The 18541-nt window shown below is 61.0% G+C and carries 26 protein-coding genes and 1 tRNA gene; 25 read left to right on the plus strand and 2 right to left on the minus strand.

Translation table 11 applies throughout. The features are described 5' to 3' along the window. The 16 genes from HK28_RS13915 to xerC all read left to right on the plus strand — a co-directional run. Window positions 1-440, plus strand: a 440-nt coding sequence (locus HK28_RS13915; RefSeq protein ID WP_198945765.1) for a hypothetical protein, incomplete at its 5' end; no start/stop codon positions are given. Then, the gene (locus tag HK28_RS14390; RefSeq protein WP_255376443.1) at window positions 437-559 is read left to right on the plus strand and encodes a hypothetical protein; all 123 of its coding nucleotides are present in this window, start codon (window positions 437-439) and stop codon (window positions 557-559) included. The genes HK28_RS13915 and HK28_RS14390, both read left to right, overlap by 4 nt. Next, window positions 529-879, plus strand: a complete 351-nt coding sequence (locus HK28_RS02010; RefSeq protein WP_158093357.1) for a hypothetical protein — start codon at window positions 529-531, stop codon at window positions 877-879. The genes HK28_RS14390 and HK28_RS02010 overlap by 31 nt, the downstream gene beginning before the upstream one ends. Window positions 880-1518: 639 nt before the next feature. Then, the gene (locus HK28_RS02020; RefSeq protein ID WP_086642959.1) at window positions 1519-1830 is read left to right on the plus strand and encodes a hypothetical protein; all 312 of its coding nucleotides are present in this window, start codon (window positions 1519-1521) and stop codon (window positions 1828-1830) included. Next, complete coding sequence (locus HK28_RS02025; protein WP_086642960.1) at window positions 1827-2018, plus strand: hypothetical protein; 192 nt, start codon at window positions 1827-1829, stop codon at window positions 2016-2018. Before HK28_RS02020 ends, HK28_RS02025 begins: the two co-directional genes overlap by 4 nt. A 23-nt stretch (window positions 2019-2041) precedes the next feature. After that, window positions 2042-2515 carry a hypothetical protein gene (locus HK28_RS02030; protein WP_086642961.1) on the plus strand — a complete coding sequence of 158 codons (474 nt, stop codon included), beginning with the start codon at window positions 2042-2044 and terminating at the stop codon, window positions 2513-2515. Further along, window positions 2512-3129: a hypothetical protein gene (locus tag HK28_RS02035; protein WP_086642962.1), complete on the plus strand. Its 618-nt coding sequence runs from the start codon at window positions 2512-2514 to the stop codon at window positions 3127-3129. Before HK28_RS02030 ends, HK28_RS02035 begins: the two co-directional genes overlap by 4 nt. Then, complete coding sequence (locus tag HK28_RS02040) at window positions 3126-3380, plus strand: hypothetical protein (RefSeq protein WP_143217283.1); 255 nt, start codon at window positions 3126-3128, stop codon at window positions 3378-3380. Before HK28_RS02035 ends, HK28_RS02040 begins: the two co-directional genes overlap by 4 nt. Continuing rightward, entirely contained in the window at window positions 3377-3787 is a 411-nt protein-coding gene (locus HK28_RS02045) for a hypothetical protein (protein WP_086642964.1), read from the plus strand. Before HK28_RS02040 ends, HK28_RS02045 begins: the two co-directional genes overlap by 4 nt. Then, window positions 3784-4464 (plus strand): FAD-dependent thymidylate synthase, encoded by a 681-nt coding sequence (thyX, locus tag HK28_RS02050; RefSeq protein ID WP_233140296.1) that lies wholly within the window; start codon window positions 3784-3786, stop codon window positions 4462-4464. Before HK28_RS02045 ends, thyX begins: the two co-directional genes overlap by 4 nt. Beyond that, entirely contained in the window at window positions 4457-4621 is a 165-nt protein-coding gene (locus tag HK28_RS13920; RefSeq protein ID WP_158093358.1) for a hypothetical protein, read from the plus strand. Before thyX ends, HK28_RS13920 begins: the two co-directional genes overlap by 8 nt. Further along, window positions 4614-5045: a hypothetical protein gene (locus tag HK28_RS02055; RefSeq protein ID WP_086642965.1), complete on the plus strand. Its 432-nt coding sequence runs from the start codon at window positions 4614-4616 to the stop codon at window positions 5043-5045. Before HK28_RS13920 ends, HK28_RS02055 begins: the two co-directional genes overlap by 8 nt. Then, on the plus strand, window positions 5042-5431 hold the full coding sequence (locus HK28_RS02060; RefSeq protein ID WP_086642966.1) for a hypothetical protein: 390 nt from the start codon (window positions 5042-5044) through the stop codon (window positions 5429-5431). Before HK28_RS02055 ends, HK28_RS02060 begins: the two co-directional genes overlap by 4 nt. Window positions 5432-5518: 87 nt before the next feature. After that, the gene (locus HK28_RS02065) at window positions 5519-5770 is read left to right on the plus strand and encodes a hypothetical protein (protein WP_086642967.1); all 252 of its coding nucleotides are present in this window, start codon (window positions 5519-5521) and stop codon (window positions 5768-5770) included. Beyond that, a complete protein-coding gene (locus HK28_RS02070) occupies window positions 5767-5994 on the plus strand; it encodes a hypothetical protein (RefSeq protein ID WP_086642968.1) in 228 nt (75 codons plus the stop codon). Before HK28_RS02065 ends, HK28_RS02070 begins: the two co-directional genes overlap by 4 nt. After that, a complete protein-coding gene (xerC, locus tag HK28_RS02075) occupies window positions 5973-7058 on the plus strand; it encodes a tyrosine recombinase XerC (protein WP_233140297.1) in 1086 nt (361 codons plus the stop codon). The genes HK28_RS02070 and xerC overlap by 22 nt, the downstream gene beginning before the upstream one ends. 23 nt (window positions 7059-7081) lie before the next feature. Here xerC and HK28_RS02080 read toward each other — a convergent pair. Together HK28_RS02080 and HK28_RS02085 are read right to left on the minus strand one after the other, a co-directional pair. Next, window positions 7082-7158, minus strand: a tRNA-Arg gene (locus tag HK28_RS02080). 115 nt (window positions 7159-7273) lie between these two features. Continuing rightward, the gene (locus HK28_RS02085; protein ID WP_233140298.1) at window positions 7274-8359 is read right to left on the minus strand and encodes an alpha/beta fold hydrolase; all 1086 of its coding nucleotides are present in this window, start codon (window positions 8357-8359) and stop codon (window positions 7274-7276) included. A 66-nt stretch (window positions 8360-8425) separates the two neighbouring features. Between HK28_RS02085 and HK28_RS02090 the strand changes: the two genes are divergently transcribed. The 9 genes from HK28_RS02090 (at window position 8426) to HK28_RS02130 (ending at window position 18411) form a co-directional block, all read left to right on the plus strand. After that, window positions 8426-8641, plus strand: a complete 216-nt coding sequence (locus HK28_RS02090) for a zinc-finger domain-containing protein (protein WP_026396494.1) — start codon at window positions 8426-8428, stop codon at window positions 8639-8641. A 51-nt stretch (window positions 8642-8692) separates the two neighbouring features. After that, window positions 8693-11452 (plus strand): DNA polymerase I, encoded by a 2760-nt coding sequence (gene polA / locus HK28_RS02095; RefSeq protein WP_086642969.1) that lies wholly within the window; start codon window positions 8693-8695, stop codon window positions 11450-11452. Next, complete coding sequence (locus HK28_RS02100) at window positions 11452-12087, plus strand: SCO family protein (RefSeq protein ID WP_086642970.1); 636 nt, start codon at window positions 11452-11454, stop codon at window positions 12085-12087. The genes polA and HK28_RS02100 overlap by 1 nt, the downstream gene beginning before the upstream one ends. Next, a complete protein-coding gene (locus HK28_RS02105) occupies window positions 12088-13785 on the plus strand; it encodes an ABC transporter substrate-binding protein (RefSeq protein WP_086642971.1) in 1698 nt (565 codons plus the stop codon). An 11-nt stretch (window positions 13786-13796) separates the two neighbouring features. Continuing rightward, window positions 13797-14828: an ABC transporter permease gene (locus HK28_RS02110; RefSeq protein ID WP_086642972.1), complete on the plus strand. Its 1032-nt coding sequence runs from the start codon at window positions 13797-13799 to the stop codon at window positions 14826-14828. Next, window positions 14828-15802, plus strand: a complete 975-nt coding sequence (locus HK28_RS02115) for an ABC transporter permease (protein WP_086642973.1) — start codon at window positions 14828-14830, stop codon at window positions 15800-15802. The genes HK28_RS02110 and HK28_RS02115 overlap by 1 nt, the downstream gene beginning before the upstream one ends. Then, on the plus strand, window positions 15792-16802 hold the full coding sequence (locus tag HK28_RS02120) for an ABC transporter ATP-binding protein (RefSeq protein ID WP_086642974.1): 1011 nt from the start codon (window positions 15792-15794) through the stop codon (window positions 16800-16802). The genes HK28_RS02115 and HK28_RS02120 overlap by 11 nt, the downstream gene beginning before the upstream one ends. Beyond that, on the plus strand, window positions 16799-17779 hold the full coding sequence (locus HK28_RS02125; protein ID WP_086642975.1) for an ABC transporter ATP-binding protein: 981 nt from the start codon (window positions 16799-16801) through the stop codon (window positions 17777-17779). Before HK28_RS02120 ends, HK28_RS02125 begins: the two co-directional genes overlap by 4 nt. A gap of 65 nt (window positions 17780-17844) precedes the next feature. Further along, window positions 17845-18411 carry a CinA family protein gene (locus HK28_RS02130; RefSeq protein ID WP_086642979.1) on the plus strand — a complete coding sequence of 189 codons (567 nt, stop codon included), beginning with the start codon at window positions 17845-17847 and terminating at the stop codon, window positions 18409-18411. Window positions 18412-18541: the final 130 nt, after the last annotated feature.

The following is an 18541-nucleotide window of genomic DNA, read 5'->3' on the forward strand; positions in this document are numbered from 1 at the left end:
CGCACGCCGCCACGACGGGAGACCGGTCGCACGCTGCTACGACGGGATACCGGGCGCACGCTGCTACGACGGGATGCGGGTCGCACGCCGCCACCACGGGATACGGGTCGCACGCTGCCACGACGGGAGACTGGTCGCACGCTGCTACGACGGGAGACTGGTCGCACGCCGCCACGACGGGAGACTGGTCGCACGCCGCCACGACGGGAGACCGGGCGCACGCTGCTACGACGGGGAGCAAGGCACACGCCGTATGCGTCGGCATTGGTGGACGCGTAAAAATTGGCGCGAATGGATACGGGATGCTCACGTGGAATGATGGGGCGCGCGACAGGACCGTCACAATCTACGAGGGGGAGGATGGGGTCGAGGCTGGCGTTTGGTACGAATTGCGCGATGGGAAGCCTATTCGGTGTGATGATGAGGAGAACGCAGCATGACCCTCCTGAAGCAACTCGGCCTCGTTGGCGACGGCATTAAGCCCGCGCTGAACTGCCTGATGCTCGGCGCGTCTGTGATGGGCGTCGCATGCATCTTGGCTTTTTCGTGGTGGGTGTGATGGGCGAGCGTGTGGAGAAGTTCACGAATGGACCGCTGCATGTAGATTTCGGCGAATGCATCCGCATAAAGGATGAGAGCGGAACGGTAGCAACCGTAACGCACGTTCATCTTACAGGACGGAGAAATCCTGAGCAGGTTATCGCCAACGCCCACCTGATCGCCGCCGCGCCGGAGCTTTATGAGGCGCTGGAAGAAACTCTAGAGCAAGCCATTGCTTGCTTTACTCACCATTACGGGGAGAACCCTGAAGGCGGCTCATTACCTGAGTATATTACGAAAGCGCAGTCCGCCCTCGCCAAAGCCCGAGGCGAGTCATGACGCCCCGCGACATCCTGCTCGTCTATCTGGCCACGACGCCGCTCCTGATCGGGGCTTTGTATTACTGCATTAAATTGGCTCTTGAGGCCGCTGCTATGGGGGTTTGGTGATGAGGTTCTTGAAGCTAACGACGGGCGGATCGTCCATTTATGTAAACTTCTCAAGGGTAATTTGCTTTTTCAGGCCGAATGGTTGTGGCGTAACCTTGATATCTTTGAGTGACGAGGAAATCGAAAAAGTCTCCGAAACGCCTGCACAGATCATGGAAATGCTCACAGACTAATCGCCCCGCGCGACCCGGTGCATGACGCCGGGTTAGGTGGACCGATTGAGGTCGTGAAATGGAGAATTGGAAGATGGCTAAGTTCATTATCTTGACTGACAAAAATGGGTCAAGATCGGCTGTAAACCTTGATTCCGTGGCAGAGATTACAGAGAACGATGACGGCGTGATTGTTACATATTGCTCTGGCAATAACGAAGTCGCTCTCTGCGGTAAATTCTGCGAATCATTCGATCAAGTCATCGGAAAGGTAAATTCAGTCCTCGCCGACTCTTAAATCAGCCGATGTTTCCGGGGCTTCGGTCCCGGTTGCACCGACCGATTGAGGTCATGGATTTTCTCTGAGGAGAAGGAAGATGCGCTTAATTGACGCAACATTTTACGAGAACGCGCCGTATCTCGGCTCGATGCCCGACGACGTGATCAACAGATACGAGGCGCGCGATAACCTCGCTCGGCAGGTGCTGTCGTTTGTCGAAAGCCTGCGCCGTGTCAACCCCGACGCCGAAATGGAGAAGAAGCACGGCCAGTTCCTGCAGGACGCGATCGACCAGTTGTCGGAGTTCAGCACGACACTGACAGCAGAAGCGCGCGACTTGCTGAACACCGACAACGAGCGCCCGGCGCTGCGTGTTGTCGGCGGTCGTGATGTGGAGCCTGCAGCATGACCGACGCCCGCCCAATGACCGCGAAGGAAGCGCGGCGCTTCAACGACGCTGTTGCTGACGTTATTTGCTGGCATCAGGGATTCCGCGCCGGGGCACGCATGGGTGACGCCAGCTACAACGAGCCAGGCGGCCTCGATGCGCTCGGCGATCTGCGCACGCACCTTCGCGCTATTTACGGAAAAGCTTAGGATGCCCTTGCAGGATCCCAGCCATGACCCGGACGCGCGATGAGCAGATTGTCGAGTTAGCGAGGCTGCTGCACCGAGGATTTTCCGACGTTATGCGCGAGAATGAGGACGAGGCACGCGATCACTTCACCGAAGCCGAAGCCCGCGCGACCGCCGAGAAAGACGCGCGGATTGCGGAGTTGGAGGGTGGGTTCCTATGGATGGCAACCCGCATGGCTGTCGAGTCAAACATTCGTCGTCCGTATGTCGAGCGATTTGCGAAGGATGCAGGACTTGAAGAAAGGTTGTCTGAGTCTCTGAAAGGAATTGTTTCGCCCATTCTAGACGTTTCGGAAGATTCGGCGATGCTGGATTGGTTGGCCTCGAAAACCGTCCTCGTGTCATGGAACGGACCTGCACCAATAGACCTGGATTCGAAGTGCGATTTCCTGTGGACGTCGGGTGTTTTCACACTCCGCGACGCCATCCGTGCGGCCATGAAAGCAGAGACACAATGATACTGACAACCAAAGAAAAGAAATGGGTCAAGGACGTGAATGCGGTTCTCGCAAAGTGTCCAAGCCCAGATAAGCTTGGTTTCACCACCATAGGAGACAAAGAAATCTCCATATTCGATCAATCAAAGAGTCAAGAGATCGAAGAGATAATGACCCGGAGAGGGTGTTTTAACGCCATAGCAGACGAGCTTGGTGCTTTGGCTCCTGAGAAAATCAAGTTCCCTTCTGAAGTAGAAGCGACGTGGGGGGTAAAAACAATGACCGAACAATGGGACGGACGCCCGCAGAACCCGGAACGGGATGGGTGGCATTGGTTAGGCCAGCGTGGCACTAAGTGGAGAGCTCCGTTTGAGTGGCGGCATGAGGAATATTCCGATGCCGCAGACGAGTGGTTTTGGGATATCGAAGAAGACCCACGCTATCCAGATGAAATGAAGAATTTCATCTACCTCGGGCCATGCCCATCCCCCGAAGAACTCGCAGCCCGCGACGCAGCGACAATCGAGCGGTGCATCGCGCATCTGGAGAATAACGCAAAGCTCTGCGAAGGACTTGTCGCCAATGTCCTGCGCGCGAACGCGGACAGTTTGCGATTCATGGATACACCAGCATGACCCACACACCCTACCAGCGCGGCAGACGGGACGCTGAGCGTGGATCACCGCGCGATATGCCGCATGACGTGATCGGCTCAGACCGCCTCCTGTGGCTCGCCGGATATGACAGCACGGGTGACGCGCCGATCAGCGCTGACGAAATCACCGCCATGACGCAGGCTCTCGACGATTGCGGCATCACGGTAGCGGACGACGAGGTTGCGCCTTTGTTGGCGTCTTATAAGCGATTTTGTGGAGTGGCGGCGTGAGCGGTGAACACTACAAAGTGGGCGAGTTCCAAGCCTGGGATGTAACTCGGTATATGTCGGGGAATATGGCGCAGGCTCTGCAATACGTCCTGCGCTGTGATATCAAGAGTGTTGGTGCAGAGGCTACGCAGGATCTACAGAAGGCGATTGATTTCATAGAGAACTGGGCGGCTAACAATGACATTCCTGCAATGGGGTCGTCCATTGACGTGATCCAAACCGAACACGTGCTCAACGAGATATTGCACCGCTCATCGGAATGGAAGCGGCAAATCGTAAAGCAAATCTTTTGGGCGGACATGGTCGGGGATCTGACGGGCGGACTGGAAACAGGTCAACAGCACATGACGTCCAACGTAATCCCCGCCATCCGCGCAGAAATCGCACGACGGGAGAACGCAGCGTGAGCGCACGACTTATAGGAATCACGGTGCCGGTCGTCGATGGGATGACCGAACCACAGCAGATGCTGGCCTACTGTGCCCGGGTGTCCAGCACGGCGAACCAGACGAACCACGCAACGGGGCCGAAACTGATCCGGTCGCTTCTGACGAGGAAGGAATGGTCGCCTCTGGAGATGGTCAATCTCGTGATCGAGATTGAGACGACGCGCGATATTGCACGACAGATTTTGCGCCACCGTTCGTTCTCATTTCAGGAGTTCAGTCAGCGTTACGCAGTTGTTGACGATGAGCCGACATTTCGAGAGGCGCGCTTGCAGGACCACGGGGATCGTCAGAACAGCATTGAAACAGACGACGAGGAATTGCAGCAGGGCTGGCTAGAAATGCAAGCGCGCGTGAATATAGCAACAGACGATGCGTATTCATGGGCCCTTGAAAACGGAATCGCCAAAGAGGTTGCGCGCGCCGTTCTGCCTGAAGGGATGACCGCCTCACGCCTATACATGGCCGGAATGCTTCGCTCGTGGCTACACTATTGCGAGCTGCGTTGCGACAAGAAAACCCAGAAAGAACACCGCGCCATCGCGTGGCAGGTCCGCGACATTCTGGCCGAGCAGTTCCCGGATATAGCTGATTTACTGCCCAACCGCGCAACCGTAATGGAGGCCGCGAATGTCTGAAACCCGCGCGCAAATCGAATATGACATCGCCGGGGAGTTGATGAAGCTCGGCATGCCGCATGTGGAAGCGCTTATGAAGGCGCGCGAATTAGTCAACAAGGTCCGCGATTGGGTGATCGCGACGCAGGATATTCGGAAGGAGAAAGGGCATGTCTGACGCGATGGAACTGCCGCAGTTGCCTAATCCCGAACATGTGGAATACGCAGCCAGCGCCGATCCCGTGGGAAATCCATGCGATGTTGATGTAAACTGGTACACCGAGAATGCGATGCGCGCTTACGGCGAGCAGTGCGCGCGGGCGGCTGTGGCGGCTGAGAGGGAGCGTGCTGCGTCGATTGCGCATGTTTTCGCAGAGAACCACGGGCAAGGCGTCGCAACTACCCTGTTGCTCCGCCAGTGCGGCCAATTCATCTCGGACGGGAATGACCCTCTCGAACTGCAGGCTGAAATAGACGCTATCAGCGCCGTGAGGGGCACGCGATATCCAGAAGACGGCGGCCTGCCTGACCAGAAACACGAAACGGTGCACACACCGCTTGATACGATCGCGGAAGCCATCCGCGCGAGCACCGCGCCATGACCGACATGATCACGGATCGCATGGTCGAGGCTGGGCATGCCGAATTTATGAAGTTCGGCGGTCATCTGGTCAGCCAGAAAGTCGACCATAAGGAAATGTTCAGACGGTCGTTCACCGCCGCGCTAGCCGAGGCGTGGAGGCCGATCAGCGAGGCTCCGAAGGACCAGCCGTGCCTGATCGCATGGCAGGAAGGGTGTGTTTGGCATATTCGCCGGGCTTATTGGGATGAAAAGTTCGAATACAACTACGATGATGACACCGAGGAGGACGTTTACATCGGCGCGTGGACTGATGATTCCGTCGCAAGCTGGGGTTTTCAGGAGTGCAACTCGTTCGAGCCCACCCATTTCGCGCCCCTGCCCGCCCCGCCAAAGGTGACGCCATGAGTGACCTACTCCCCACATGGGAAGAACTGATGGACGAGGCGTTGCGCCGCCGTCTTATCGTGCCGTGCGTGCCTACGGAGAATGTTGATGGATAAACGTATCGCTGAATGGGGCGCCCTGTGCCGCATCGCGAAGGCTCGCGGGGAGACGCTTCCGCCGTTTCCGCTGAATGCAGCAGAGCGCACGGCGCTGGAGAAGTGCGCAGACAAGCCGCAGCGCTACTTCGATCAGCGCAGGATATTCGACACGCTTCAGGACGCAGGACTGATTAAATTGTCGAAGGGGCTCTGCACGCCAACTGAGTCCGGGCTCGCGCTCATCGGAAGAGGTGGCGAATGAGTGAGGCGATCACGCCGCGCGGCTACTCATTCAAGCGCGCGTCGGCTTATCTTGGGATCTCGCTCAGCACGTTTCGCAAGAGCGTCCTCCCGCGCCTGCAGGTCATCGACATCTCACCAGGGCGAAGGATCGTGCCGAAGGATCAACTCGACAGCATTCTCGACGGCGCAAACCCGACAGCGCCGAAGGTATCTGACAACCCATGGGATGCGAGCCTGAGTTGAGCGTAAAGCTGAAATATATCCAGAAGCTCAAGGACAGGCACGGCAAGCAGCGTTTTTACTTCAGGCGGAAGGGGCAGCGGCCCGTCACGCTGCCCCATCCTGACGCGCCGGAATTTCTCGAAGCCTATTACAAAGCGCTCAATGGCGTCTCTCCCAAAGCCGCGCCTGCGCAATACCACGAGACTGAGCGTTCGCTGCGGGACGTGATCGGGTCATATTATGCGTCGGCGGAATACCGCGCGCTGAAGGTCAGCACAAAGGAAGTGTATTTCCGCCTTCTGGAGCGCGTCCGCACCGAGGAATACTCGAAGTCGCCACTCGCTCGCATGGAGCAGAAGCACGTCCGCATGGTCGTTGCGCGTTATTCGGAATCTCCGACGACCGCAAACCGCATTCTCCGCCTGCTCGGCCAGTTGTGCCAGTTCAGCATCCAGCGAGGGTGGATCGACACTGATCCGACCGTTGGCGTGAAGCGTGCACGCATCAAGACCGAGGGCCACACGCCGTGGTCAGACGAGGATATCGCTCAATATGAGGGTGCGTATCCCATCGGGACAAAGCAGCGGCTCGCGTTGGCGCTCTTTCTTTATACAGGCCAGCGCAAGAGCGACGTGGTGCCGATGCGCGAGAAGGATGTGCATGGCGACCTAATAGCGGTCGTCCAGCAGAAAACGTCCGCCCGACTGATGATACCGATCCATCCAGAATTGCGCCGGTGCCTTGATGTCTGGGAGCCCACGATCAGCGGATACTTCCTGACTCCCGGCTCGAATGGCGACAGGCCGTTCAGCGTTAAGGGCTTCTCCGCCACGATGGGAGATTGGCGACGCGCGGCGGGATTGCCGGATGGCCTATCTCCGCATGGTTTGCGCAAGGCAGCCGCTCGCCGTCTCGCCGAAGCAGGATGCACGCCCCACCAGATCGCGGCCATCACCGGGCATCGGACACTGGCAGAAGTCGAGCGATACACGCGCGACGTGAAGCAGGTTCAATTGGCGCGTGAAGCGATTTCTTTGCTGAAGCCGAGTGTTAAACCCTCAAAGGTTAACACTTCCGACTCGTAAAAAATGGCGGTAAATCGCCACTCTGGCGGACCCGAAAGGATTCGAACCTTCGACCTTCGCCTTCGGAGGGCGACGCTCTATCCAGCTGAGCTACGGGTCCAGCGGGTTCTCCCTACTCCAGACTTCATGCGCTTGCCAAGCTGCAAGAGGCAGTTCCGAGAGAAAAACCTGCCTCTGCCCCATCGCTGCCCCAATTTCGCAGGCAGCGCCCGTTGTCACCGCCCGGCAACCGCCGGTGTTGCGTCGTTAAGCGTGGCCCACACGGCCGCTGCGACGTCGCCTCCGGAAGGAAGCGGCATGTCAGGCGCATTGATCCAGCTTGCAATATCAGCCGTCACCCTGTCCCGCCTCCGATCCCGCAGCATGAGATGATGACCGCCGGGAATCAGATCGCGCCGGACGTTCTGCGGAAGATTGCGCCAGACCAGCGCCATCGCGGCGGACGGAACAAGCTGATCCTGATCGCCGTAAACGAGCAATACGGGGCCACGCAGGTCCCGCGCCGCCCTTGCGGCTCTGGACATGAGGTCGATCAACCCCCGCAACGCGGACAGCTTCGTCGAGCGAAGGGTTAGCGGATCAAAGTAAAGCCTGCGGAGGGCGGCCATATTGTCGCTGGCTGTCACATGCACCGGCAGTTCGCGCCCTGTCACACGACCGTCAGGGGCAAGAGCGGCGGCGATCCGCACGGGCAACGCCGCCACGCCGCCAACGGCCCACACAGCGGGAGCCAGAAGTATGGTTCCTTCGACATGCGGTGCATCGGGGGCGGTCATCGTCAGTATAGCGATCGCGCCGCCCATGCTTTCGCCCATCAAAAAGATCGGCGTGCCGGGGTATGCTTTGGCCAACAGAGCCAGCTCCTCTCGCACATCCCTCACCATGCGGGCGGCGCCGACCCAGTCGCCACGACGCGGCGCTTCGCCAAAGCCGCGTTGGTCAGGGGACCAGAGAACGAGGCCCCGCTCGGCAAGCGTTGGCGCAGCGAACTCCCATGCGTCGCGGCTGTCGTCGAATCCATGCAGTGCGAGAATCGCAGCCCGTGGCCGAGCGGTCGACGTTCCCCAGGTCCGAACAGGAATCTGCGCGCCGTCAGAAAGCCTCAGATCAAAATCGGGCGGAACCCGCCGCGCATCCTCCGCGTAACGCGCAGGAACATGCACCACCGGATCGGCGCTGCATGCGACCGCCAGCGAAGCAACAAGCATGGCGCCGCCCAGAGCCAGACGCCTGTGGAATGCGCCGCACCCGCGAAACGCGGACACAAGGGCGTGCATATGGTTTGAAGTCACGGCGTTCACGCGTATCATTGCCCCGCTTCAAAGGCCAACCGACTTTCCGGTGGGCACGCAGGACAGGACAACCCGATGCTGATCCAGCCTACGAACCCCACGCCGCGCCCGCGCCTCGGCCATGTCGAGACGGTGATCGTCCATACGCGCAAGATTTCCTGCGATGGCGGGCTGGCCGCTCTGGGACACCCCAAGGTCTGGCTGAAGATCGGCGGGCACCAGACTTTCTGCCCCTATTGCTCGCGCCTGTTTGTCCTCGACCCCGCAGCGGGGCACGACGACGCTCACTGAGGCGCACGCCCGGTCTATGAAGATGCGCGCGAACGTGCGATTTCGGCGTTTATGAGCACTCCGACACCGCCGCACCTCGTCCTCATTGACGGCAGCGGCTTCATTTTCCGCGCCTTTCACGCCCTTCCGCCGATGAGCAGCCCCGACGGCGTCCCGGTGAACGCCGTGTTCGGGTTCTGCAACATGCTGACCCGGTTGATGCGCGAGCATGTCGGAACCCATCTGGCCGTCGTTTTCGACACCAGTCGCCAGACATTCCGCTCTGACATCTACCCCCAATACAAAGCCCACCGCCCCGATCCGCCGGAAGACCTGATCCCACAGTTCTCGCTGATACGCGAAGCCACCGCCGCTTTCGGCGTGCCCGGCGTGGAGCTTGCCGGTTACGAAGCGGACGATCTGATAGCGGCGTATGCGCGTACGGTGGCGGAAGCGGGCGGCCAGTGCACGATCGTCTCGTCCGACAAGGACCTGATGCAGTTGCTCGGTCCCAATGTCGACATGCTCGACCCCATCAAGCAGAAGCCCATCGGCCCCACGGAAGTAGAAGCCAAGTTCGGCGTCGGCCCGGACAAGGTGGCCGAGGTGCAGGCCCTGATGGGCGACCCCACCGACAACGTGCCCGGCGTGCCCGGCATCGGCCCTAAAACGGCGTCGGCTCTGATCAACGAATTCGGCACACTCGAAGCCGTGCTGGAAGCGGCGCCGACAATGAAGGCGTCGAAGCGCCGCGATTCTCTGATCGAGCACGCAGAAGCAGCCCGAATCTCGCTGAAGCTCGTCACACTGGACGCGCACGCGCCCCTGCCCCTGCCCGTCGATGAACTGGGGCTACGCGACCCTGACCTCGCCGTTCTCGGCGACTGGCTGGATCGCATGGGGTTCCGTTCCGTGCGCCACCGTTTTGGACTGGGAGAGAGCGCATCGCCCCGCCCGGCGAGACAGAGCGTGAGCGCCGCGCGAGAGCCGACCCCGGCTCCGGACGCAGCGCCTTATAACGAATACGATACGGTGACCGACGCGGGGGTTCTCGCCACGTGGGTCGCGGACGCTCGCACGGCTGGCGTCTGCGCGCTCGACACCGAGACCGACGGCCTTGATCCTCTGCAAGCGCGGATGGTCGGCTTTTCTCTGGCGACCGCTCCAGGCCGTGCCTGTTACGTGCCCTTGTTGCACGAGGGCACGCTGGACCAGCCGACAGGGGAGCAACTCGATACTGCGACTGCGGTTGAAATCCTTGCGCCGCTTCTGACCGACCCCGGTGTTCTGAAGGTTTTTCACAACGCCAAGTTCGACCTTCTGATACTCGCGCGCGCCGGGGCCGCCGACATCGCCCCGATCGACGACACGATGCTGATCTCCTACGCGCAGTCGGCCGGTCTGCATGGTCAGGGGATGGACGAGCTTGCTAAGCTCCATTTGGGCCACACACCGATTTCCTATGACGAGGTCACTGGAACCGGACGCAACCGTGTGCCCTTCCATCAGGTCCCGGTGAAACGGGCGACTGAATATGCGGCGGAAGACGCCGACGTCACACTTCGCCTTTGGCTTGCGTTGCGCCCGACGCTGCGGACCAATCAGGCGCTGGCGCTTTACGAACAGCTTGAACGTCCCCTGATCGGCGTGCTGGCCGATATGGAAAAGGCCGGAATCAAGGTCGATGCGCCTCAGTTGCGCCGCCTGTCCGAAGACTTCGCCGCCCGCATGACGGAGATGGAGGGGCAGATCTGCGCGCTGGCCGGGCGCCCGTTCAATGTCGGTTCGCCGAAACAGCTCGGCGAAATTCTGTTCGACGAAATGGGGCTGCCCGGCGGCAAGCGTGGCAAGGCAGGCGCATGGAGCACTGACTCCTCCGTTCTGCAGGACCTTGCAGATCAGGGAATTGAGCTTCCAGAACGAATTCTTTTATGGCGACAGCTTGCGAAATTGAAAAGCACCTACACCGATGCGCTGGTGCAGGAAATGGACCAGTCCACCGCACGCGTGCACACATCTTTCCAGATGGCTATCACCACGACGGGCCGTCTGTCCTCTAACGACCCCAACCTTCAGAACATTCCCATCCGCACGGAAGAAGGCGCACGCATCAGACACTGCTTCATCGCGCCTCCGGGAAAAGTCCTGATCTCCGCAGACTACTCCCAGATCGAACTCCGTCTTCTGGCCAGTGTCGCGGACGTTCCCACGCTGCTTGAGGCGTTCGAACTCGGTCAGGACATCCACGCCCGCACGGCGTCGGAAGTATTCGGGACGCCCATCGAGGGCATGGACCCGCTGACGCGGCGACGTGCAAAGGCGATCAATTTCGGCATCATTTACGGCATTTCCGCCTTCGGGCTGGCCAAGCAGCTTGGCATCTCGCCAGGAGAGGCTCGAGCGTATATCGACGCCTACTTCGCACGCTATCCCGGTATCCGCGATTATATGGAAGGCCGGCGCGCCGAAGCGAAAGAACACGGCTACGTGCTGACGCCGTTCGGGCGTCGATGCTACGTCCCCGGCATTAATGAGAAGAACGCAGCCCGACGGAACTACGCCGAGCGGCAGGCCATCAACGCGCCGCTGCAAGGCGGGGCTGCGGACATCATCAAGCGCGCCATGGTGCGTCTGCCCTCCGCGCTGGCTGACGCAAGCCTTCCGGCTACGATGCTGCTGCAGGTGCATGACGAACTGCTGTTCGAGGTGGAGGCGGACGCGGCGAAGGAAACGGCCGCGCTTGTGAAGACGGTGATGGAAACCGCGGCGACGCTCAAGGCGCCGCTTGTGGTCGAGACTGGAATTGGCGCGAACTGGGCGGAGGCGCATTGATGGCTGGCGGCAAGCTTGCAACGGGCAAGCGTTATGATCGTAAAATGCTGACGGTTCTGGCGGCGTCGGCGCTTCTTGCCGTTGGCGTCGGATACGGGGCGTATCGTCTTTCCGATTCAATGGGGCCACTGGTGGACAGCGAGGGCAACGAGGTCGGCGGCGCGTTCCGGTTGATGGATTCCTCCGACGGAACGATGACCGCCAACGATTTTCGCGGACGTTGGATGCTGATGATGTTCGGCGCCATCCATTGCGCCGAAAACGCCTGTACCAAAACCCTTACGAATCTGACCGGCGCGCTGAAACAGGTCGATCCGGACGGAAAGCATGTCGCGGCGTTGTTTATCAGCCTCGACCCACAACGCGATCTTTCTGAGCAATTGCGGCGTTACGCCACGCAGTTCGGTTCAAGAATCGTCGCCGGAACGGGCTCGCCCGCAACGCTCGACGCAGTAACGAAGGAATATCACGCACCCATCGAAAAACAGCCCGATCCTGAATGGGGTTATGCTTACGTGATGTCCCCCCGTATCGTCGTCATGGACCCGAACGGACGCTACGCTGGAACGATTGAATCCGCCGCGAACGAGGACGAGATGAAGCAGCGCCTTGGCGCGCTTCTCGAAAAACACTAGATGCTCCTGAAATTTTCCCAAGCCATCGGCTGCGCGGTTGCTTTGTCCGCGACCGCTTTGGCGCCAGCGTTCGCCGATGCGCCTGCGCCGGGTGCGCCCGCAAGCCCCCATGCCGGCGGCACGCTGCGTCTGGCGGGACAGGGCATGCTGGGCACCATGGACCCGCAAGTCAGCTACCTGCACATCGCCTATCAGGTGCTTAACGTCGTCTACGACGGGCTGACCACGTTCTCCAAATCTCCCGGTCCGCTCAAGCGACAAGCCATTCCTGATCTGGCCGAGTCCCTACCGCCTCCGGAAGACGGCGGCCTTACTTACAGGTTTCATATTCGACACGGCGTGTATTTCTCGAACGGCAAGGAACTGACGCCCGATGACGTCGCCGCCTCCATGCGCCGTATCTTCAAGGCCAACAGTCCCACCGCTGGTCCCTATTACAGCCACATCGTCGGCGGCGCCGCGTGTCTGCATGACCCCGATCACTGCACGTTGGCAGGCGGGGTCGAACCCGATGACCAGAACTGGACCGTCGCGTTTCACCTCACGCATCCGGATTCAGAGTTCTTCGACCGACTTGCGTTTTTGCATGCGGCGATCCTGCCCGCCGACACGTCAACTCACGACGTGGGCAATAACGCGGCGCCGGGAACCGGCCCTTACCGCATCGTCTCCTACGATCCGAACACGGGCCTCCGTATGGAGCGCAACCCGTATTTCAAGCAGTGGGACGCTGAAGCCCAGCCTGCCGGATACCCGGACGCAATCACCTATACGTTCGGCATGGACCCGGAGGCTTCCGTAACGGCCATCGAAAACGGCCAATACGACTGGATGGCCGAGAATGCGCCGCTTGATCGGCTCGGCGAGATCGGATCGCGATACGCGGACCGGGTACGGCTGATCGACTTCCTCAATCTCTATTACGCAGCGCTCAACGTTAACATTCCTCCGTTCAACGATCTGCGCGTGCGACAGGCTTTCAATTATGCGATCAACCGCAAGGCGATGGTGATTCACGCAGGCGGCCCGACAGTATCCATTCCGTCGTGCCAGTTGCTTCCCGTCGGCTCTCCCGGATTTGAGCCGAGCTGCGCCTATACCAAGGGTGCGTCACCCGACCATCCGGCGCAGGAATGGCAGGCGCCTGACATGGAGCGCGCACGACAGCTCATCAAGGAAGCGGGCGTCAGTGGTCAGCGCGTCGGCATCGTCTCCCCCTCCGTGCCCAGTTATGTGGCGATGGCCAACGAATTGCGCAGCACGCTCGCGGACCTCGGGTTCGTCGTCTCCGTAAGGGCGATTACGCAGGCGGTGCAGTTCACCTATATCCAGAACAGCGACAATCGCGTTCAGGTCGGCCTGACGGGCTGGAACGCCGATTACCCAGCCGCATCCAGCTACCTTCAGGCCCTGTTGTCCTGCGGCACATTCATCCCGCATTCCGACAACTCCATCAATATCTCCGGCTTTTGCGATCACGATGTCGATGCGATCATGGATCGGGCCGCCAGCGTCTCCGTCACTGACCAGAAGGCGGGAGACGCGCTCTGGGCGGAGGCGTCACGCGCGATCATGGCGCAGGCGCCGGTGGTGCCCCTCAATCAGGTCCGTTGGGTCACTTTGCTTTCAGCGCGCGTGCACGGTGAAATCCGGGCGCCGATCTATGAAGTCGTCTTCTCAAAATTCCAGTTGCGTTAGGGAAAGGCCTTATGGAGACACAGACGGCCGCCTCGGCCCCCTCCCCTTCACGCGCTTCGGTTCCCGGTCCGTGGCGCATGGCCGGACGCTCACTGGCCGCCAACCGGTCAGCGATGACGGCGCTTGCAGCGCTCATGCTCGTGACCTTCGCCTGCCTGCTGGCCCCGTTTTACGCTGGCGATGTGGCGCGAACTGATCCGTTCACGTCGAACGTGGCGGGATCGTTCATGCTGAACGGTCATGAGGTCGACATCATGCAGCCCAACGACAACCCGCTGCATTTGGGCCTGAGTCCGGTCGGGCCAACGTGGAATCCGTCGGCCTACATGCTCGGCGCAGATAGCCAGGGACGCGACGTCGCGGCGCGGCTGCTCTACGGCGGGCGGAACTCGCTGCTGATCTCTTTCTCGGCTGCCCTTGTGTGCATCGCGATAGCGACGCTCGTAGGTGTTTCCGCCGGATTTTTCGGAGGCTTCGTTGATACGGCCCTCTCCCGGCTGATGGACATCATGTGGGCTGTGCCGGTTTACCTGTTCGCCATATCGCTCTCCATCGTGACGATCAGTCAGGGCCTCAAGATCGGTCCTTTTACCATCGAAAGCGACAACCTGCTGATCCCGATCTTCATCATCGCGCTGGTCTACGTGCCCTACGCCGCACGTCCCATCCGCGGACGCGTCATGGCCTTACGCAACGCCGAATTCGTGATGGCGGCGCGCAGCCTCGGCGTCCCGCAGCACCGCATCCTGCTACGCGACATCGTGCCGAACGTCTCGACCACGCTCGTCGTACTCACGCCTCTGCTGACAGCGCTGGCGCTGCTTGCTGAATCGGCGCTGTCGTTCCTTTCCATCGGCGTACAAGCCCCCGCCGCGTCATGGGGCACAATCATTCAGGATGGCGAAGGCCTGATCTACACACGTCCGATGGTGGCGATCGCTCCGGGTCTGGCCATCGTTATCGTGGTGCTGGCGCTCAACATCCTTGGCGACGGCCTGCGCGACGCGCTGGACGTGCGCGAAACCAGCCGCAGGGGGGCATAATGGCCGCCGCTCTCCTCCGCCGGCTGGGACAGACACTGTTTGTCCTGTTCGGCATCTCCGTCCTTGTCTTTATGGTGTTCTTTGCAACGCCGGGTGCCGATCCGACGGCGCGTATCGCGGGCAAGAACGCGTCGCCTGAAACAATGGCCAAGGTCCGGCATGAATACGGCTTCGACCGTCCTCTACCGGTCCAGTACGCGACGATGATGAAGAAGCTGTTCATCACTCGCGACCTCGCCTCCTACGTCGATCGCGGCGAACTGGTGGTGCCGGAAATTATTGAAGCAGCACCTGTAACCCTGTCTCTCGCGACTGGCGGAGCCGTCATCTGGGTGCTGGCCTCGGTGACTATGGGCACGTTGGCGGCCGCATTCCGCGGAACGTGGATCGATCGCGGCCTGATGATCGCGGGGCTGATCGGCATCTCGATTCCGGTATTCTGGCTCGGGCAGGTCGCCAATCTGATCACCCAGGCCCGTTATCATGACACCTGGCTGTTCTCGTGGGTTCCCGGCCTGGGCTACGTGCCGTTCACCGAGAGCCCGGTCGGCTGGTTCAAAGTCCTGATTATCCCGTGGATCGTGCTCGCCGTATTGTTCATCGGCATTTACGGACGCGTGCTGCGAGCCGATCTCGTCGCGGTGTCGGGCGAGGATTTCATGCGCACAGCTCGCGCCAAGGGGCTTTCGCCTGCGCGGGTGCTGCTGCGGCACGGCCTGCGCACGTCGATGATCACTTTCGTCTCGCTGTTTGGACTGGACTTCGCGCAGTTGATCGGCGGTGGCGCGCTGCTGACCGAAGTCGTGTTCGGGCTTCAGGGCGTAGGACGTCTGACCTATCAGGCGCTATCGAACCTCGACCTGCCGCTGATCATGGCGAGCGTCATGTATTCCGCCGTCTTCGTCGTACTGGCCAACGCCGTCGTCGACGTCATCTATGTGTTTCTGGACCCAAGGGTGCGTGATGGACGCTGAGGCCCCGCTTCTGGAGGTCCGCGACCTCTCCGTCAGTTTTCGCTCGCAGGGGCGCGACGTTCCCATCGTCGAGAACGTGTCATTCGCTGTCGGCGCGCGTGAGATCCTCGGCATCGTTGGCGAGTCCGGCTCGGGCAAGAGCGTAACGGCGATGACGATCATGGGCCTGATCGACGCGCCGGGCGTGCGCGTGTCCGGGTCCGCCCTGTTTCGTGGGCAGGAATTGATCGGCATGCCGCAGAAGGCGTTGCGGCATCTGCGCGGACGGGAGATCGCGATGATCTTTCAGGACCCGATGACCGCTTTCACGCCGGTCTACACGATCGGCTGGCAAATCGACGAACAGATCAGGGCGCATGAAAAGCTGAGCAAGGCCGAGGCCCGTTCGCGCACCGTGCGCCTTCTGGGAGACATGGGCGTTCCCGATCCGGAGCGCACGGCCAACCGCTATCCGCACCAGCTCTCGGGCGGCCTGCGCCAGCGCGCAATGATCGCCATGGCGCTGTCGTGCAATCCGGCCCTTCTGATCGCCGACGAGCCCACGACTGCGCTGGACGTGACCGTGCAGGCGCAGATCCTCGACCTCATCCGCACGCTGCGCGCGGATTATGGATCATCCGTGCTTCTGATCACCCACGACATGGGCGTGGTCGCAGAAACCTGTGATCGGGTCATGGTCCTGTACTCAGGCCGTATCGCCGAACGCGGTCCTTGCGACGCCATCTTCGCCCATCCCGGCCATCCCTATACGGCGGCGCTTCTGGACTCGATCCCGCCGCTGACAGGCACGCGTCCGGAGCGGCTGCCGTCCATCGCTGGCGCGCCACCTCCACCACTCGAACGCCCCGAAGGTTGCGCTTTCGCACCCCGCTGCCACTTCACGCACGACACCTGCCACGCGCTGCCGCCACTGCAGCGTTATGGACAGCAGGACATCGCCTGCGTCCTGCCGAAGGAAGGCCGCCCCATGCCGCCCCGCGTCACCGAGTACGCGCAATGAACGCGCGCCCGCTGCTGCAAGCCGAGCATCTTCGCAAAGAATACAAACTTCCTCGCGGCCAGACCCTGCGCGCGCTCGACGACGTCTCCCTTACCGTCGTGCAAGGCGAAACGCTCGGACTGGTCGGGGAATCCGGGTGCGGCAAATCAACGCTGGGGCGCTGCCTGCTACGGCTCACCGACCTGTCGTCAGGCGATATCGTGTTCGAGGGACGCAACATCTCGTCCCTGAACGAACGCGCGTTGCGCCCGATACGCAGACGCATGCAGATGGTGTTTCAGGACTCCTACGCCTCGCTGAATCCCCGCCGCCGCATCGGCGATCTCATCGCCGAGCCGTTGCGCGTGCACCCGGACAATGAGGGCCGCAAACGCAGCGCCGCCGATATCACCGCGCGTCTCGACGAACTCATGTCGCTCGTCGGGCTGCCGCAATCGGCTCTGGCGCGTTATCCGCACGAGTTTTCCGGCGGGCAGCGGCAACGCATCAATATCGCACGCGCCCTGGCGCTTTCGCCGCAACTGGTCGTGGCGGATGAACCCGTTTCCGCCCTCGACGTGTCTATTCAGGCTCAGATCGTCAACCTGTTCACCGATCTGCGCGAGCGTCTTGGCCTGACCTATGTGTTCATCGCTCATGACCTCGCCGTCGTTCGACAGATCTCCACGCGGGTCGCGGTCATGTATCTCGGCGCCATCGTCGAGATCGGCGACACCGACACCGTGCTGCACAGCCCTGCGCACCCCTATACCGCAGCATTGATATCGGCCGTCCCGGAGCCGGTCATTCGTCACGACGCCCAACGCAGCCTTCTTCGCGGAGACGTGCCGAGCCCCGTGTCGCCGCCCACGGGATGCCGCTTTCACACCCGCTGCCCACAAGCTCAATCGCGTTGCTCCGCAGAAACGCCGGAGCTTCGTGACTTCGGCAACGCGCGGCAGGCCGCATGTCACTTTCCGCTTGGATTGTCGGCCTGACATTTCACTATCGTGCAACCTACCGCCATGCGTGGTGGGACTAAGGAACGATGGAGAGCGCGCTTATGACCATTACGACGGAAAACGATGCTCCTCCATTGACCCCCACCGTTCTTGAGGAAGCCGCCGCGACGCTCGCCCTGCTCAAGAGTAAACGGCTTTCTGTAGTGACGGCAGAAAGCTGCACTGGAGGCCTTATTGCGGCAGCGTTGACGCATCATTCTGGCTCCTCCGCGGCGGTGGAAGGCGGTTTCATCACCTATTCGAACGCCATGAAGACCGCCTGCCTCGGCGTTCCAGAAGTCATGCTTCGAAAACACGGCGCGGTCAGCGGCGAAGTCGCCGGCGCCATGGCCGCAGGCGCCCTCGCAGGAGCAAACGCCGCTGCAATCGCCGTATCCGTCACCGGAATCGCGGGCCCCGATGGCGGTAGCGTGGACAAGCCGGTTGGGCTCGTCTGGTTCGGGGTCATTCGCCGTGGAGGTTCCGTTCACACGGAATCTCACCGATTTTCCGGAGATCGCACCAGCGTGCGGAACCAGACAGTCTCACGCGCGCTGACGCTGATTCGGCGGGTTGCGGAAATCCCGTCCCCTGAGCAGAGCAGTGCGCCAACCTATCTTTCCTCGTAATCGGCAGCCAATACGCTCCTGACGCCCGCCAGCCGCGCTGCGTCGCGAGATTGGTGTTCTTCCCGCCCGGTCGTCACTTCGTCCAGAGCCCAGAGCCCAGAGCCCAGAGCCCAGAGCCCAGAGCCCAGAG

Origin of the sequence: Acetobacter sp. DsW_063 (assembly GCF_002153745.1) — a bacterium.
GTDB lineage: Bacteria > Pseudomonadota > Alphaproteobacteria > Acetobacterales > Acetobacteraceae > Acetobacter.